The following is a 16,180-nucleotide window of genomic DNA, read 5'->3' as shown; positions in this document are numbered from 1 at the left end:
CGAGCGCTCAGCGTGAGGGCGCCTGGCCCATCGTTCGCCTCACGCGCCGCCCTGGCCGAGCGCGCCGCCGGTGCCGCCCGCGCCAGCTTCGCCGCCCGCGCCGCCCGCGCTCCCACCCGCGCCGCCTTCGCCACCAGTGCCGCCCGCGCCGCCTTCGCCACCGGTGCCGCCCGCGCCGCCTTCGCCACCGGTGCCGCCCGCGCCGCCTTCGCCACCGGTGCCGCCCGTGCCAGCTTCACCGCCCGGGCCGCCTGCACCACCGGCGCCGACAGGGTTATCCGCGCCGGCCGCGCCACCGGCCCCGGTCCCACCCGTGCTGCCAGCGCCGGTCGCGGCAGCGTTGCCCGAGCCGGCCGCGCCGGGGGTGAGGTCGCCGCCGCCCCTGCCGTCATCCCCATCGGCTTCGCCCGTGTCGCGTCCCCCTCCGGCCCCGGTCTCGTCGGCGCCGTCGCAGTCAGCGCACCCGATACCCGAGAGAGGCGGCTCGGGTTGTGGGTTGAAAACACAGCCCGCGAGCACCAGCCCCATCAGAAGGACGACAAGCTTGCGCATAAGCTCTCCCCTCAATAGCACCCTGCGCAATCCCCTGCCGCTTGCGCAGCGCCCTCTCATCCGCGGGAGCGCGGCGTCGAGCGCGATGAGCCGTCTGCTTCCGCCCGCGTCTGCACGGAGCGGGCGCCGCCGTCAAGGTCCGGCTGCGCGCTCGCTCAGCCGCAGTCCACACCTCCACCGCCCCCGTCGCCGCAGGGCTCGCCGCCGTGGCCGCCAGCGCCACCCTGACCGCCGGCGCCACCAGCACCGCCCTCGCCGCCAGCGCCACCGGCACCACCCTCGCCGCCAGCGCCGCCAGCGCCGCCGGCACCGCCCTCGCCGCCAGCGCCCCCGGCGCCGCCCCCGCCGCCATCACCGCTGCCCGTGCTCGTGGAGCTGCCCGCTTCGCCGGCGCCGCCCCCGCCTCCGCTGCCCGATGCTGGATCCGGAGCGCCAGCGCCAGAGCCAGCGCTAGCGCCAGCTCCGTTGCCCCCTGCACCCGTGCTGCCGGCCCCGGTGACGGTCGCCCCCGGCGGCGAGGGATCCTCGTTCTGGAACGGCGGTTCAGGCTGCGGGTTGAACGTGCATCCAACCGCGAGGAGCAGGGTAAGCAACAGCAGGCTTCGCATGGCGGGTACGCGGAAGTATGGCAATCCACATGCCACGGGAAAACCCCTGAAATCACAGGGGTTGACCGGCGATCGTCGCGGCCCTCAGGCACACTCTGGCACGCCGCTCGGGCGGTGGGATCCGGCATCGCGCGCCGGCCCCCGCCGCGGCCCGCGCTGCCGCGTCCGGCGCAGGGGCGCGCCCTCGTGTCCGCGGCGGCAGCTCGCGGTATCGTGCGGCGTGATTTCTGAAGACCTGGAGAACATCGCGCCGCGGCTCGAAGAGGTGCGGCGACGGATCGCGAGCGCCGCGGCGCGCGCCGGGCGCGCGCCCGATGAGGTCCGGCTCATCGCCGTGTCCAAGGGCAAGCCCGCGGAGGCCATCCGCGCCGCCTACGCGGCCGGGCAGCGCGATTTCGGGGAGAACTACGCGCAGGAGCTGGTCGAGAAGGCCGAGGCGCTCGCCGACCTCGACGGGATCGTGTGGCACGCCATCGGCCAGCTCCAGCGGAACAAGGCGAAGGTCGTCGCGCGCGTCGCGCAGGTCGTGCACTCCGTGGATCGCGACGAGTTCGCCGTGGAGCTCGACCGGCGCGCCGCCGCGCTCGGCCGCACGCTCGACGTCCTGCTCGAGGTGAACGTCGGCGGCGAGGCCTCGAAGGGCGGCTGCGCGCCCGGCGATCTGGCGCCGCTCGTCACCGCGGTCGCCCGGTGCGCGCACCTCCGGCCGATCGGCCTCATGACCATCGCGCCGTTCCTCGAGGACCCGGCCGACGTCCTCCCGTTCTTCGCGCAGCTGCGCGCCCTGCGGGACGCGCACGGCGGCCGAGAGGTGCTGCCCGAGCTCTCGATGGGCATGTCGCACGATTTCGAGGTAGCCATCGCCCAAGGCGCCACGCTCGTCCGCGTCGGCACCGCCATCTTCGGGGCCCGCGGGTAACGCCGGCGCCTCGCGCGCGGCGCGCTCCCGCCCTCCGGCGCGGCCGCCGATCCATCGAGCCGGTCTCCGCGCCGGCCGCAGCGGCCGCTCCTTCCGCGGCCGCGCGCTCTTTTTCGCCCCGCGCCCTCGGACATGGCGCGCCGGGACGTTAAACTCCCCGCGTGCTCCAGGCGAAGGCGGCGAACAAGCCCTCCTCGGTCAGCGTCGTCCGCGCGACGCTCGCGGCGACCGCGCGCTCCGCCCTGTCGCGCCTCGGCTCGGCTGGCCGCGCCGGCGCCCTCGCGAGCGCCGCGGCCTGCGCGACGCTCGCGCTCGGGTGCGGGCCGGGCGCGATGCCCGCCTCGGTGCGCCACCCGCTCGTGGGCAGCGCCGCGCCGGAGTTCCACGCGGAGTCGACGGCGGCGGTCACCGTGGGCGTGCCCGGCACCCGGAGGACGCGGGTCACCGTGATCGACTTCTGGGCGTCGTGGTGCGCGTCGTGCAGCCGGACCCTGCCGGCGCTCGACGCGCTCTGGCGCGACCGCAAGGCGGACGGGGTGGCCGTGATCGGCGTGAACGTCGACGACTCGGAGGCCGCCGCCGAGGCCGCCGCGTACGAGCTCGGCGCGACGTTCCCCATCGTCGCGGATCTCGGCCAGCGGCTCACCGGGACCTACGGCGTCGCGCAGGTCCCCCTCACGTTCGTCGTCGACGGCGCGGGCACCGTGCGGTGGGTCGGGCGCGATCCGGCGATCGCGCGCCGCGCCGTGGAGGTCCTGCTCTCGGAGCGCCCCGCCGGCGCGAGGTCGGCCTTCGAATGAGCGCGGCGCGCGGCGGCGGCGGCCCGCGGCGGCGGCCCGCGGGCGACGAGCCGACCCTCTTCGACGCCGCCCGGCAGCGCGAGCCGGAGCTGCGGGCCGCGGTGCCCCTCGCCGAGCGCATGCGCCCGCGCTCGCTCGCGGACATGATCGGCCAGGGCCACCTCCTCGGCGAGGGCAAGCTGCTCGCGCGCGCGATCGCGGCCGACCGGATCCCCTCGATGATCCTCTGGGGCCCGCCGGGCGCCGGCAAGACGACGCTGGCGCGCGTCGTCGCGCACACGACCAACGCCCGCTTCGTCCCCTTCAACGCCGTGCTCGGCGGCGTGCCGGAGCTCCGCGAGATCCTCGCCCAGGCGCGCGCCGCGCGCTCGTACGAGGGCAAGCGCACCATCCTGTTCGTCGACGAGATCCACCGCTTCAACAAGGCCCAGCAGGACGCGTTCCTCCCGCACGTGGAGGACGGGACGATCACCCTCATCGGGGCGACCACCGAGAACCCGTCGTTCGCGGTGAACGCGCCGCTCCTCTCCCGCTGCAAGGTCTTCCGCCTCCAGGGCCTCGACGCCGCGGAGCTCGTCGAGCTGCTGCGCCGCGCGCTCGAGTCGCCGGTCGGGCTCGCCGGCGCGGCCTCGGCCGACGACGACGCGCTCGCGGCGATCGCGGCGCTCGCGCAGGGCGACGCCCGCAGGGCGCTCACCACGCTGGAGATCGCCGCGGACGAGGCCGCCCGCGCGGGCGCGACCACCATCACGCGCGAGCTCATCGCCGGCGCGAGCGAGCACAAGACGCTGCTCTACGACAAGGCCGGCGAGGAGCACTACAACGTCATCAGCGCCTTCATCAAGTCGATGCGCGGCTCCGATCCCGACGCCGCCATCTACTGGCTGATGCGCATGATCGAGGCCGGCGACGACCCGCTCTTCCTGCTGCGCCGGATGATGATCTTCGCCTCCGAGGACATCGGAAACGCCGATCCGCGCGCCCTGGAGGTCGCCGTCGCGGCGGACGCCGCGTTCCGGCGCATGGGCATGCCGGAGGGGCTCTACCCGCTCACGCAGGCGGCGCTGTACCTCGCCACGGCCCCGAAATCGAACGCGTGCAAATCGGCCTGGCAGTCGGCGCAGGCGGCCGTGCGCGAGCACGGCGCGCTGCCGGTCCCGCTCACGCTGCGCAACGCCGTCACGCGGCTGATGCGCGACGAGGGCTACGGCGAGGGCTACCGCTACGCGCACGACGAGCCCGGCGGCGTCGCGATGGGCGAGGCCTACCTGCCCGAGCCGCTCGTCGGCAGCCGGTTCTACGAGCCGACAGACCGCGGCTACGAGCGGACGATCGGCGAGCGCCTCCGCCGGATCCGCGGCGAGGGCGGGGGAGAGGGCGGCTGAGGCGCGGTGGAGGCGCCGCGCGCCGCCGTCACCGCGTCACGCGTCGCCGTCGCCCGCGCCGGCGAGCGCCTGCTGGAGCTCGCTCAGCGCGTGCTGATCGCCCTTGCCCCGCGCGACCCCGATGCCGTCGCTGAGCCAGGCGCGCCCCTCGTCGAGGCGGCCGGCCTTCACCAGCATCGTCCCGCACATCAGGTACATCGGCACGTAGCTCGGGTCGATCGCCCGGAGCGCGGTGAACGTGGCGAGCGCGTCGTCCTGGCGGCCCTGCCCGGAGTACTCCAGCGCGAGCGCGTACCAGTGGAACGGGTCCTTCGACCCTTCCCGGGTCATCTTCTCGAGCATCAGCAGCCGCTTGCTCACGTCGCCTCCACAACGCCGATGAACGGCAGGTTCCGATAGCGCTCGGCCCAGTCGAGCCCGTAGCCGACGACGAACTTGTCCTCGATCGTGAAGCCCAGGTAGTCGATCGGCACCTCGACCCGCGCGCGGGCGGGCTTGTGCAGGAGCGCGCAGACCTTCACGCTGCTCGGCATCCTCGTGCGGAAGAGCTGGAGCAGGTGCGAGATCGTGAGGCCCGTGTCGACGATGTCCTCGACGAGGAGGATGTCCTCGCCCTCGATCGGCCGCGTCAGGTCCTGCGTGATCTGGACGACGCCGGTCGAGTCCGTGCCCTCGCCGTAGCTGCGCACGCCGAGGAACTCGATGCGCACCGGCAGGTCGATGTGGCGCGCGAGGTCGGCGGTGAAGACGAAGCTCCCCTTGAGCACGGAGACGAGCACGAGCCGCCGCTCCGCGTAGTCCCTGGTGATCTGCGCGCCGAGGTCGCGCACGCGGGCGCCGATCTGCTCGGCGGACAGCAGCGTCCGGACATTCGCCATGGCGCCGCGCTACCATCGCGGCGCCCCCGCCACCAGCGCCGAGGCGCGCCCTCGCCCCCCGCGCGCCGCCGGCCGCCTCGGAACGCGCGGATTCCACGCGGCGCGGCCGCTCCGCCCGCCGGGTCGAAAGTGGGGTAGTCTCCGCGCCGCTCGCGATGCAGCCCCTTCCTCCGCCCGACGCTCCGCCGCACCTCACCTCGCGCACCCCGCTGGCCGTCCGCTTCTGCGAGACGGATCTGATGGGCATCGTCCACCACGCGAACTACGTCGTGTACCTGGAGGCCGGCCGCATCGACTGGCTGAAGCGCCGCGGGGTCTCCTACGAGGAGATGGTGCGGCGCGACCTCCACCTCGCGGTCGCGGAGCTGCGGATCAAGTACCGCAAGGCGGCGCGCTTCGGCGACGAGCTCGTGGTCGAGACGACCTGCCGCGAGGTCCAGCGGGTGACCGCGCGGTTCAGCTACCGCATCCTCCGGGGCGAGGACGTGATCTGCGACGGCGACATCCTCCTCGCGTGCCTCGGCTCGAACCTCGCGCTGACGCGGATCCCGGACGACATCGTCGGGCTCCTGTCGAGCCCCGAGACGACGCCCGGCGGCTAGCGCCGGCCGCTCGCGCCCGCTCAGCCGCCGTCCGCCGCGCCCGCGTCGGCGCCGCTGCGCACGAGGCGCGCCGGCATCTCGACCGTCTGCGGCGGGTCGATGCTCTCGCCGAGGAACGTGCGCCACTGGACGACGTAGCGCCCGCGCTGGGGGCCGGCGACGTAGCGCTCGCTCATCGGCGGCACCGCGACCGCGGGGATGCCGTCGACGAGCAGGTAGTACAGCGCGTCGGTCTGGTTGACCGCGACGAAGCCCTCGCCGGGCGCGCCCGGGTCGACGGTCGCGGGCAGCGGGAGCGGCTCGGTCCGGATGGCCGCGAGCTCGTCGCGCGTCAGGAAGACGCCGCCCTGCGCCGACGGGAGCCCCGCGGCGGCGTACGCCGAGCTCGGGGGCGGCATGAGCAGGTCGGTCGAGAGCAAGTCGCTGCGCCGGACGGCCGACGTGACCTCGAACGCGACGCCGCCGCCGCTCTGCCAGGCATAGCTCGCGTAGAGCGGCACCTCGCCGGCCACGCACTCGGGCGACTTCGGATCGACGCCGAGGATCTCCAACAGCGCCCGGCAGAGCAGCGGCCCCCCGTCGCCGGCCTCCGGCATCCGGCCGAGCTCCAGGTACAGCGCGCCGAGGCTCGCGTGCACCTCGACCTTGCGGACGTCGACCTCGAGCCGCTTGCCCTCGCCGACCGGGCGCGCCGAGCCGGCCGACAGCGGCGTCACGTCGACGCGCCGCTCGCCGAGCAGCGTGCGGAGCGCGCCCGGCGGCACGACCCGGTACTGGGCCGAGGCCGGCCAGAGCAGGATCTCCCCGTAGACGTCGTGGCGGGCGCGGAGCTCGGAGCCGGGCGGCAGCGGGAGCGCGCGCGACGTGAACTGGACCCGCATGCGGCCCGTCTCCGTGAGATCGACCTTCCACGACAGGTCGGTGAGCCGCTGCGCCGCGTGGACCCCGGCGGCCGCCACCTCGGGCGCCTTGGGGGGCTGCGGCACGTCGCGCCAGCGGAAGGCCGCCTCGAGCGTGACGCCGGAGAGCTCGCGGGGCGAGAGCGCGTCGTCGGGCAGGGGGGTCGCCGGCGAGAGCGGCAGCGGCGACTGCGGGCTCGCCTCGGACATGATCAGCCGGCCGTAGTCGTCGGACGCGAGCTTCGCGCTGGCCTCGGCCGCGGACGCGTCGAGCAGGTCCGGCGCCTCGTTCGCGAGCGGCGCGGGGAGGATCCTCGCGTTCGGGCTCGCCCCGGCCTCCACGAGGTCGGCGGGCTGATGGCGCGACGGCTCGCACCCGGCGGCGGCGAGCAGCAGGCCGAAGGCGGCGATGCGCGCGTGGATCACGGCTCCCGCTCGAAGGTGTGGATCACCTGCACCCGCGGGTCGAGCGGCGGCGGGTCGGGCGCGCACTGCGTGTCCAGGAAGACCGCGGTGCAGCGGGGATGGCAGTCCACGAGCAGGTTGCAGTTCGCCGCCTCGTTGTCGAACGCCGCGATGACGCGCCCGAGCCGCGAGAGCTGCGGGGCGACGCTCCGCTTGAACTCGGTGTCGGGCATCTCGAACCGCGGCTTCACGACGAGCTCCGTGCCGATGACCCCGATGGGAAAGCCGAGGTCGCGCAGGCTCGCGAACGAGCCGAGCGCCATGTTCGGGAGATCGCGCCCGGTGAGGTACACGAGCGTCGCCCCCGCCGCATGGCACTCGCGCGCGTACCGGCTCGCGCCGGGCACCTCGACGTCGTGCCGGATGTGCGGATCGTTGAAGAAGCGGGCCTTCCAGAACTCGAACGCGTGCAGGTGGAGCGTCTCGTCGTCGACGCCGAGCCGGCGCAGGTTGTCCTGGAACCCGTACACGATGCCCTCGGGCGACGCGCGCTCGAGGAGGGCGGCGACGTGCGGGTGCTTGCGGCGCCACTCCTCCGCGAGCTCGTGGAGGATCGCGACCACCCGCGGCCGGTTGTCCATGAGGGTGCCGTCGAGATCGAAGACGATCACGGGCGGCCCCTCGGATCGGTCGGCCGCCCGCTCGACGATGGAGTCCAGGAGCCGCGTCCGCTCGAGGGGGACGAGGCGCTTCTCGTAGAACAGCGTGCTCAAGGTCGTCGCGCCGCGAGGGAGCGCGCCCTCCGCGCCGCTCCTCGGGCGGAACCCTATAGCGCGAACTCACCCGCCCCAGAAGCCGCGGTGTCCACCCCCGAGGCCCTGGCCTACGAGTCGGTAAGTGTGCAGAAATATCCCACATTGTTGCCCATGGCGTTCCATTCTTCGTAGGATTTTCCACACCGGGGGCGCTCGAACCCCGAAGGAAGGCCCATGCAGAACCGCATCATGACCGCTCTGGCCCTGGCGATGGCGCTGACCGCCGTGTCGGGCTGCTCGAAGACCCCTCGCGATCGCCTCCAGGGGCGCTGGTATGGCGAGTCCATCGAGAACGCGCCCGTGGAGCAGCTCACGAAGGCGACCGGGTGGGTCAAGGGGACGGCGCTCGAGTTCAACGGCAGCAAGGTGACGGTCACCGTGCCCGCGGAGACGCCGCGCAGCGGCACCTTCAAGGTGACCAAGGCCGAGGGCGATCAGGTGACCGTCGCGTTCCTCCGTCCCGAGGGCGGGCTCGACGAGGCGCAGTTCCGCTTCGCCACGGATCAGTCGCTGCGCTGGGAAATCGGCGACGGCCGCGCGATCGTGCTGGCCAAGGCGAAGAACTGAGATCGGGCGGCGCCCGCCGGCTCGCCGCGCTCCCGCCGGGGCCGCTGCCGGGCGCCCGGCCGGGCGAGGGCCCGGCCGCCTACCGCCGCACCCGCTCCCGCCGCACCCGCGTGAGCCACCGCGCCTCGCCGCGCTCGCCGTCGCGCGCGAGCAGCACCACGACGTCCTCCGAGAGCGGCCCGGTGAGCCGCCGCCGCGCCTCCTCGATGGAGCGCACCTCGACGCCGTTCACGGACAGGAGCCGATCGCCGGGCTCGATGCCGGCCTCCTCCGCCTCGCTCGCCGGGGGCACCGCCACCACGGTCACGGTCCGGCGCTCCTCGCCGAGCGTCACCGCCAGGCTCCCGGCGCCCTTCGGGTCCTGCCGCGCGCCGTCGCCCGGCAGCGCGATCCGGACCCGCTCGGTCGTCCTGCCGGCCCGCACCTGCACCGGCTGCGACTCGGCGCGCCCGAGATCCGCGCTGTACGCCTCGATCACCGCCGTGCCCTCGGGCAGGCCGCCGAGCTGGAACCGGCCGTCGCGGTCGGTGATCACGACGCCCGGCGGCAGCGGGCCGAGCGGCAGGTACGTCGGCACGCGGTCGCGCGCGACGCGGGCCCCGGCGACCGGATCCCCGCGCGGATCGACGACCTGGCCGGCGACCTCTCCGGCCTCGAACAGGTCGATGCGCCCGAGGTCCGTCGGGCGATCCGGATCGCCGGCGAGGGTGACCCGCAGCGTGGCCGGCGCGAACCCGTCGCGGGTCACCGTCACGCGGAACTGCCCCGGCGCGAGGTCCCCGAGCGTGAAGGCGCCCTCCGCGTCGCTCGTGGCGCGGCGCGGCCCGGTCGGAGAGAACAGCGTGATCCGCGCGCCCTCGAGCCGCTCGCGCCCGCCGCGCCCGGTCACGGTGCCGGTGGCCTTGAGCGCGGCGCGCATCTCGAGCCGCAGCTCCTTCGGCGCGGCGTCGACCTGCTCGACGCGCGGGGCCCGGCCGGAGCGCACGAGGCTGATCCGGAGCGGGAGGCCGGCGGCGTCGGGCAGCAGCGCGTCGCCGCCGTCGTCCGTGAAGAGCGTCTTCCGGAGCGGGACGGCGACGTCGAGCGAGAGGACGCGCACCTCGGCGCGGTCGAGCGGGTAGCCGCGATCGTCGGTGACGCGGATGGCCACCGCCTCGCGCACCTTCGGGAGGACGACCTCGATCTCCTTGCGATCGCGCTCCGGGACCTCGACGACGAGGCGCGCCACGACGTCCCCGGGCGACTCGGGCCGGGACACCGAGACGAGCACCTCGTCGGGGACCGCGGCGAACGCGAACGTGCCGTCGTCGGCGGAGTACGTCACCCGCTCGAGCGAGCCCGCGGTCGCGGCCAGCTCGACGCGCGCGCCGGCGACCGGCCTGCGGTCCTCCTCGAGGACGCGGCCCTCGAGGAGGCCGCCCTGGCGCATCACCACGCGCACGTGGGCCTCGCCGCCCGGCGGGAGCGTCACGACCTCGCTGGGCGTCTCCACGTACTCCGGGTGCCGGACGATCGCGTGGACGCGCCCCGGGGTGACGGGCTCGGCCCGGAAGGTGCCGTCGGCCCGCGTGACCCACGGGTCGCCCGACCGCGCCGCGGCGACCGGGAGGATCGCGTCGCCGCGCGGCAGGTCCGGGATGGGGCCGGGCATCACGCCGAGCTCTCCCGCCGGGATCAGCGGCGCCGGGCCGGGCAGGGCGCGCTCGAAGTGCTCGTCCCTGAACTCGGACATCGCGGTGGTCTCGTCGATGGGCATCCCCTCGGCGTCGGCCCCGATGATCTCGATGGTCGCGCCCGGGACCGGGTAGCCGCGAGCGTCGACGACCTCGCCCACGAGCGCGCCGCCGCGGAGCAGCGGGATGCGGACCTCGGAGGCGTCGGCCTCGACCTGCACCGCGTTCCTCGGCACGAAGCCGGCCGCGAGCGCCGACGCGCTCGCGTAGCCCGGCGCGATGGGCCCGAGCGTCACGGACCCGTCGTCGCCCGTCCGCCCGTGCAGCGGGAAGGCCGACAGCCCCTGCTCGACGAGCACGACGTTCGCGCCCTTCACGGCCGGCGCGGCCTCGCCGTCGCCGTCGGTCACGAGGATCCGCACGTGGCGGCCGGGCCCGAGGACGAGCTTCACCTCCTTGCCCTCGCCGCGCTTCACGGGCACGGCGAGCGCGGTCGCGCTCACGGCGGCCCCGCGCCGCGCCTTGAGGTCGTACACCCCGTCGCGGAGCCCGGCGATCCTCGCGGCGCCGGTCGCGTCGGTGGTCGTGCTGCGCGCCGGCCACAGGCCGGTGCCGGCGGCGAGCACGGTCGCGCCGTCGACGGGCTGCCCCGCCGCGTCCACCACGCGGACCGTCAGCGCGCCGAGCCGATCCATCCGGAGCCGGAGCGGCACCGGCCCCGGCACGACGCCCGTCCGCACGGTGTCCTCGAAGCCGAGCGCCGACGCGCGGACGACGTAGGGCGCCGCGCCGAGCCGCTCGAACCGCGCGCGTCCCCCCTCGGCGGTCGTCGCCACGAAGGGGAGGGGATCGGCGGTCGCGACCGTGACCTCGGCGCCGTCGATCGGGCGCTCGGCCTCGTCGACGACCTGCACGTCCAGCACCTTCGCGGGCCGGAGCACGAGGTCGACGGCGCGGGGGCCCGGCTCGAGGGCGAGGCGCGCCGAGGCGCGGGCCCGCTCCGCGCCGTACGCGAGGATCCACGTCTCCCCGGACGGCAGGCCGGCGAAGCGCGCCTCGCCGGCCGGATCGGTCCTCTGCTCGCCGGCGAAGTAGGCGCGGTCCTCGCGCAGCGCGAAGACGCGCACCGTGGCGTCCGCGAGCGGGCGCCCCTGCTCGTCGCGCACGGTGGCGGTGAGATCGGCGGCGCGCCCTTCGACCCAGGCGGGCACCGGCGGCGCGGGGATCGGCGCCTGCGGCAGGAACCGCGGGCCCAGATCGCGCAGCGTGGTCGCGGCGAGGAAGCAGACCAGCGCGGCGATCGCGGCCAGGACGGTATCGAGCCGCGACCGGCGCTCGGGCCGGTCGCCTTCCGCTGCGGGTTGCTTGTCCTGCTCGGCCACGGCGTGGATCTCTACTCCGGATCCGCCGAAACGCCGAACGCCCGAAGGCCGTTCCCGGCCGGCGGGGTCTGCCCCGGCCGGCGGGGAACGGCCCCGGCCGGCGCCGCGGGGTCAGGCCTTCTGGCCGCGGTGCTGCTCGATGACGGCCAGGATCTCCTCCTCGCCGAGGATGTGGTCCGTCGCCTTGGCCTTGGCGAGGATGGCGTCGACGAGCTCCTTCGAGGGCTCGATCTTCCGCTGCCTGAGCCAGTAGTTCACGTTGGAGGCGCCGGACATGTAGCCCACGCAGATCTCCTGCTTGCGGCCGAACATGCCGGCGGGGACGCCGGAGTAGATCCGGTCGGCCATCCAGGCGTCGCCCTTCGCCTCGGCCTTGATGATGGCGGCCGCGTGCACGCCGGTGGCCGTGCGGAAGGCGTCCCGTCCGACCAGGGGATAGTTGATGGGGACCTCCCAGCCGACCGCCTGCGCGGCCGTCGTGCAGTACTCGAGCAGGTGGGTGAGGTCCTGGTGCTCGAGGAGGCCGAGGAGCTTCATGTTGAGCAGGATGAGCTCCATGGCGGCGTTGCCGACGCGCTCGCCGATGCCGAGGGCGGTGCCGTGCACCCGGTCCGCGCCGAACTGGAGCGCCCAGATCGCGTTCTCCAGCGCGAGCCCGCGGTCGTTGTGGCCGTGCCAGTCGATGCCGACCGACGCCCCGGCCCCCGCGACGATGGCGCGCGTGAAGTTGATGAGGTTGCGGACCCCGTCCGGCGTCGCGTGCCCCACGGTATCGCACAGGCACAGCCGGGACGCGCCGTGGTCGATGGCGACCTTGAAGAGCGTCGCCAGCACCTCGGGGCGCGAGCGCGTCGTGTCTTCCGTGACGTAGGCGACCGGCAGCCCGGCCTTCACGCCCGCGTCGATCGCGGCGGCGCTGCGCTGGGCGATGAGGTCGACGTCCCACGCCTCCGCGAGCTGGCGGATCGGGCTCGAGCCGATGAAGGCGTAGATCTCGACCGGGATCCCGGCGCGCTGGGAGATCTCGATCATCGGCGTGATGTCCGAGACGACCGTGCGGCCTGCGCAGGCGACGCGGAGCGGCAGGCGGTTGTCCGCCACCTCCTTGCACATCCGGAGCACGTCCTCGAACGCCCGCTGCGAGCTGCCGGGCAGGCCGATATCGGCGACGTGGATGCCGATCTTGGCCATGAGGTGGAGCAGCTTGAGCTTGCTCTCGATGTTCGGGTCGGCGACGGAGGGGTTCTGCAGGCCGTCGCGCAGGGTCTCGTCGAAGAAGCCGATCTCCTTCGGGATGACCCGCCCGACGCGGCCCACCTCGTTCCAGTCGTAGATGAGATCGGTCGGGCGGCCAGCGTCGGCAGCGATCGCCATGCTCCGAGTATAGTGCGCCGTTCTCAACGCCGAGGCTGAAACGAAGCTCTTCCGGGGCGCTCGACATGACGCACGGCGCAGGCGAAGGCGCGAGCGACGACGGCGGTGACGCCGTAATGCATGCTCCGTCACATCGGGGTCACGCCGAGCGGATCCGAGCGCGGGTCGGCGGCGAGCGCGTGGGCGTCGACGGCGAGCGCGCGGACCGGGGCCAGCGGCGAGCGGGTGGGTGTCGGCGGCGACGAGCGCGGACCGGAGCCGGCGGGGCAGGGTGCAGCCCCGTCAGAAAAAGCGCCGGGTCCAGGACGGGGCAGGCGATCGCGAGCGCCGCGCGCGCATCGGCGCGGTGCAGCGGCAGCGAGGGCCGAACCGGCGGGCGCGGTGCGCTGGCCCCGCGCGCCGGGCAAGCCTAAGCTTGCGGCCACGACGATGTGGCAATCCCTTCCTGAGTTCGGGACCGGCGTCCTCTACGCCATTCTGGTCACCGCGGCTTATACCTTCGCGGTGGCGCTCGCGTCGGCGCGCGGGCGGCCGCGGCTGCTCCAGGCGGCGCGGCTCGGCGCGTACGGCACCATCGCGCTGGTCGGGCTCGGCGTGCTGGTGCTGGCGTACGCCTTCGTCAGCCACGATTTCCGCATCGCCTACGTCGCCCAGTACAGCGACCGGTCCATGACCACGCCGTACCTCATCGCGGCGCTCTGGGGCGGGCAGGACGGCTCGCTGCTCTGGTGGATGTTCCTGACCGCGGTGTTCTCCGGCAGCTGCGTCTACTGGCTGCGGCGCCGGTACCTGGAGCTCCAGCCGTACGTCATCGCGACCCTGATGAGCGTCCTCATCTTCTTCGCGGCGCTGATGATCTTCGCGGTGAACCCGTTCCGCACGAGCGTCGCGGGCGCCCCGCTCGACGGCAACGGGCTGAACTACCAGCTGCGCAACTTCTACATGATCATCCACCCGCCGAGCCTCTACGTCGGCTTCACCAGCGCGGCGGTCCCGTTCGCCTTCGCGATCGCCGCGCTCGCCACGGGCCGGCTCGACAGCGAGTGGATCGTCGCGACGCGGAAGTGGATGCTCTTCTCCTGGCTGTTCCTCTCGATCGGCAACGTGCTCGGGATGCTCTGGGCGTACGAGGAGCTCGGCTGGGGCGGCCCGTGGGCGTGGGATCCGGTCGAGAACGCCGCGTTCCTCCCGTGGCTCACGGCGAGCGCCTACGTGCACTCGACGATGATCCAGGAGCGCCGCGGCATGCTGAAGGTGTGGAACGTCTCGCTCATCTGCGGGACGTTCTTCCTGACCATCTTCGGCACCTGGCTCACGCGGTCGGGCCTCATCGCGAGCGTGCACTCCTTCGCCCAGTCCGGCATCGGCATCTGGTTCGTCGGCTTCATGGCCGTGATCCTGGCGACGTGCACCGCGCTCATCGTCTACCGCCTGCCGCGGCTGCGCAGCGACGGTCAGTTCGAGTCGCTCCTGTCGCGCGAGGCCGCCTTCCTCTTCAACAACTGGGGCCTCTTCAGCATCATGATCTTCATCGCGGTCGCGACCGTGTGGCCGCGCATCAGCGAGTGGCTGCTCGATCAGAAGTCGACGCTGGGGCCCACGTTCTACAACATGTGGCTCCCGCCGGTCGCGCTCGTGGTCTTCTTCCTGATGGGCGTCGCGCCGCTGCTCGGGTGGCGGAAGACGTCGCCGGAGCTGTTCCGGAGGAGCTTCCGCTGGCCGGTGCTGGCCACGGTCGTCACCGCGGCGCTCCACCTCACGCTCGGGAAGAAGGTCGGCTTCGCCCCGTTCGTCGCCGTCGACCCGATCTACCCCGGCCAGCTCGGCGACGGGCTCGCGAAGCTCGCGTCGACCTACCCGTTCTTCACGGTCGCGATCGCCGCGTTCAACGTCGCCGTCGTCATCCAGGAGTTCGCCCGCGGCATCGCGGCGCGGCAGAAGCGCGGGGGCGAGTCGCTCTTCGCCTCGTTCTACAACCTGGTCGCCAGGTCGCGGCGCCGCTACGGCGGTTACATCGTGCACGTCGGCATCGCCGTGATGTTCATCGGGTTCGCCGGCCGCGCGTGGGGCGTCGACAAGGAGATCAGCCTCCGCCCGGGCGAGGCCGTGCAGATCGAGGAGTACCGCCTCGTCTACGCCGGCCCGCGCATGGAGGTCGACAGCGAGAAGCGGATGGTCTTCGCCGACCTCGACGTCGAGCGCCACGGCGCGCCGGTCGGCCGGATCAGCCCGGCGAAGTACATCTACAAGGCCACCCCGGAGGCGCCGTCGACCGAGGTCGCCCGGCACATCACGCTGAAGAACGACCTCTACGTGATCATCGGGATGGCGAACCCCCAGACGAAGGTCGCCTCCTTCCAGATGCACGTGAACAACCTGATCTCGTTCATGTGGTTCGGCGCGGGGATCCTCGTCCTCGGGGCGCTCATCGCGATGTGGCCCGACATCGCCCTCGAGGAGGCCGGCGCGTTCGGCTACGTCCGGGCGGCGGGGTCGGTCGCGGCGTCGGTCGTGTTCGCCTTCCTGCTCGCCGGCGGCCCGTCGCAGGCCTACGGGCACCCCATCCAGGAGCGGCTCGGGCCGCCGATCCTGAGCGCGCCGGGGGACGCGGACGGCGAGGCCGGCGCCCCCGCGTCCGGCGCGTCGGTCGATCGCGGGCGGGCGCCCGCGATCGGTGCAATGCTCCCGACCCCTGCCGCGCCGAGGCAGCCAGCCTTCGAATGAGCCGCACACGACACCTCATCCACGGGATCACCCTCCTCGCCGCGGGCCTCATCACCCTCGTCGTCCTGCTGCGTTCGCCGGAGTTCGCCCACGGCCAGCAGCTCGGGGAGGGGATGCAGCGCTCGGGCACCGTCGGCATCCAGAACGAGACCGAGCGCAAGCTCTTCTGGAGCCTCATCTGCACGTGCGGCTGCCCGCGCGAGACCCTCGGGACGTGCACCTGCGGCACCGCGCACGAGCGCCGCGACAACCTCCGCGCGGCGCTCGCGTCGGGGCTGTCGATCGAGGCCATCCAGGCCGCCTACGCCGAGCGCTACGGCGCGGAGGCGCTGGCCGTGCCGCCGAACAAGGGCAGCCAGCGGCTGCTCTACCTCTTCCCGCTCGCCGCCATCATGGCCGGCGCCGGCATCGTCGTCGTCACGCTGCGCCGATGGAAGCGGCGCAGCGACGAGGCGCGCGCCGCCGGCGAGCGCTCTCCGAAGGGCGTTGTCCCCGGCGGGCGCGACGATTACGACGACAAGCTCGACGAGGAGCTCAAGCACCTCGACCGCGAAGACCGTTGATGAGCGCCGAAACGCCCGCCAAAAGCGCCGCCTC

At 73.9% G+C, this 16,180-nt stretch carries 14 protein-coding genes; 7 read left to right on the top strand and 7 right to left on the bottom strand.

The window, feature by feature from the left end; all coding sequences use genetic code 11:
• Positions 1–39 precede the first annotated feature (39 nt).
• A complete protein-coding gene (locus WME83_RS47405) occupies positions 40–552 on the bottom strand; it encodes a hypothetical protein (protein WP_437316305.1) in 513 nt (170 codons plus the stop codon).
• A gap of 828 nt (positions 553–1,380) precedes the next feature.
• Here WME83_RS47405 and WME83_RS47400 point away from each other — a divergent pair.
• The 3 genes from WME83_RS47400 (at position 1,381) to WME83_RS47390 (ending at position 4,264) form a co-directional block, all read left to right on the top strand.
• A complete protein-coding gene (locus WME83_RS47400) occupies positions 1,381–2,079 on the top strand; it encodes a YggS family pyridoxal phosphate-dependent enzyme (RefSeq protein WP_437316304.1) in 699 nt (232 codons plus the stop codon).
• A gap of 161 nt (positions 2,080–2,240) precedes the next feature.
• On the top strand, positions 2,241–2,879 hold the full coding sequence (locus tag WME83_RS47395; RefSeq protein WP_437316303.1) for a TlpA family protein disulfide reductase: 639 nt from the start codon (positions 2,241–2,243) through the stop codon (positions 2,877–2,879).
• Complete coding sequence (locus WME83_RS47390) at positions 2,876–4,264, top strand: replication-associated recombination protein A (protein WP_437316302.1); 1,389 nt, start codon at positions 2,876–2,878, stop codon at positions 4,262–4,264. Before WME83_RS47395 ends, WME83_RS47390 begins: the two co-directional genes overlap by 4 nt.
• Positions 4,265–4,300: 36 nt before the next feature.
• Here WME83_RS47390 and WME83_RS47385 read toward each other — a convergent pair whose 3' ends face one another.
• Complete coding sequence (locus WME83_RS47385) at positions 4,301–4,624, bottom strand: tetratricopeptide repeat protein (protein WP_437316301.1); 324 nt, start codon at positions 4,622–4,624, stop codon at positions 4,301–4,303.
• Positions 4,621–5,142, bottom strand: a complete 522-nt coding sequence (gene hpt, locus WME83_RS47380) for a hypoxanthine phosphoribosyltransferase (RefSeq protein WP_437316300.1) — start codon at positions 5,140–5,142, stop codon at positions 4,621–4,623. Before hpt ends, WME83_RS47385 begins: the two co-directional genes overlap by 4 nt.
• Before the next feature lie 155 nt (positions 5,143–5,297).
• Here hpt and WME83_RS47375 point away from each other — a divergent pair, with 155 nt between their 5' ends.
• Positions 5,298–5,744 carry an acyl-CoA thioesterase gene (locus tag WME83_RS47375; protein WP_437316299.1) on the top strand — a complete coding sequence of 149 codons (447 nt, stop codon included), beginning with the start codon at positions 5,298–5,300 and terminating at the stop codon, positions 5,742–5,744.
• A gap of 20 nt (positions 5,745–5,764) precedes the next feature.
• Here WME83_RS47375 and WME83_RS47370 read toward each other — a convergent pair whose 3' ends face one another.
• Positions 5,765–7,069 carry a hypothetical protein gene (locus WME83_RS47370; protein ID WP_437316298.1) on the bottom strand — a complete coding sequence of 435 codons (1,305 nt, stop codon included), beginning with the start codon at positions 7,067–7,069 and terminating at the stop codon, positions 5,765–5,767.
• Positions 7,066–7,821, bottom strand: a complete 756-nt coding sequence (locus WME83_RS47365; protein WP_437316297.1) for an HAD family hydrolase — start codon at positions 7,819–7,821, stop codon at positions 7,066–7,068. Before WME83_RS47365 ends, WME83_RS47370 begins: the two co-directional genes overlap by 4 nt.
• 216 nt (positions 7,822–8,037) lie before the next feature.
• On the opposite strand from WME83_RS47365, the gene WME83_RS47360 reads away from it, so the two are divergent.
• Positions 8,038–8,430 (top strand): hypothetical protein, encoded by a 393-nt coding sequence (locus tag WME83_RS47360; protein ID WP_437316296.1) that lies wholly within the window; start codon positions 8,038–8,040, stop codon positions 8,428–8,430.
• Between the two features lie 79 nt (positions 8,431–8,509).
• Here the strand turns inward: WME83_RS47360 and WME83_RS47355 are convergent, their stop codons facing one another.
• On the bottom strand, positions 8,510–11,485 hold the full coding sequence (locus WME83_RS47355) for a carboxypeptidase regulatory-like domain-containing protein (protein ID WP_437316295.1): 2,976 nt from the start codon (positions 11,483–11,485) through the stop codon (positions 8,510–8,512).
• Between the two features lie 111 nt (positions 11,486–11,596).
• The gene (locus WME83_RS47350) at positions 11,597–12,859 is read right to left on the bottom strand and encodes a LeuA family protein (protein WP_437316294.1); all 1,263 of its coding nucleotides are present in this window, start codon (positions 12,857–12,859) and stop codon (positions 11,597–11,599) included.
• Positions 12,860–13,288: 429 nt separating this feature from the next.
• Here WME83_RS47350 and WME83_RS47345 point away from each other — a divergent pair, with 429 nt between their 5' ends.
• Both WME83_RS47345 and WME83_RS47340 read left to right on the top strand, forming a co-directional pair.
• The gene (locus WME83_RS47345) at positions 13,289–15,583 is read left to right on the top strand and encodes a heme lyase CcmF/NrfE family subunit (RefSeq protein WP_437316293.1); all 2,295 of its coding nucleotides are present in this window, start codon (positions 13,289–13,291) and stop codon (positions 15,581–15,583) included.
• On the top strand, positions 15,580–16,146 hold the full coding sequence (locus WME83_RS47340; protein ID WP_437316292.1) for a cytochrome c-type biogenesis protein: 567 nt from the start codon (positions 15,580–15,582) through the stop codon (positions 16,144–16,146). The genes WME83_RS47345 and WME83_RS47340 overlap by 4 nt, the downstream gene beginning before the upstream one ends.
• The last annotated feature ends 34 nt before the right edge of the window (positions 16,147–16,180 follow it).

This window comes from Sorangium sp. So ce385 (assembly GCF_051474135.1).
Classification (GTDB): domain Bacteria; phylum Myxococcota_A; class Polyangia; order Polyangiales; family Polyangiaceae; genus Sorangium; species Sorangium cellulosum_D.
Note: the sequence above shows the minus strand (reverse complement) of the source record. Positions and strands in the feature narration are given on the sequence as shown.

Coding starts and splice junctions, on each gene's coding strand:
- WME83_RS47405 (WP_437316305.1), bottom strand. CDS start 552: ATGCGCAAGCTTGTCGTCCTTCTGATGGGGCTGGTGCTCGCGGGCTGT.
- WME83_RS47390 (WP_437316302.1), top strand. CDS start 2,876: ATGAGCGCGGCGCGCGGCGGCGGCGGCCCGCGGCGGCGGCCCGCGGGC.
- hpt (WP_437316300.1), bottom strand. CDS start 5,142: ATGGCGAATGTCCGGACGCTGCTGTCCGCCGAGCAGATCGGCGCCCGC.
- WME83_RS47375 (WP_437316299.1), top strand. CDS start 5,298: ATGCAGCCCCTTCCTCCGCCCGACGCTCCGCCGCACCTCACCTCGCGC.
- WME83_RS47360 (WP_437316296.1), top strand. CDS start 8,038: ATGCAGAACCGCATCATGACCGCTCTGGCCCTGGCGATGGCGCTGACC.
- WME83_RS47350 (WP_437316294.1), bottom strand. CDS start 12,859: ATGGCGATCGCTGCCGACGCTGGCCGCCCGACCGATCTCATCTACGAC.
- WME83_RS47345 (WP_437316293.1), top strand. CDS start 13,289: ATGTGGCAATCCCTTCCTGAGTTCGGGACCGGCGTCCTCTACGCCATT.
- WME83_RS47340 (WP_437316292.1), top strand. CDS start 15,580: ATGAGCCGCACACGACACCTCATCCACGGGATCACCCTCCTCGCCGCG.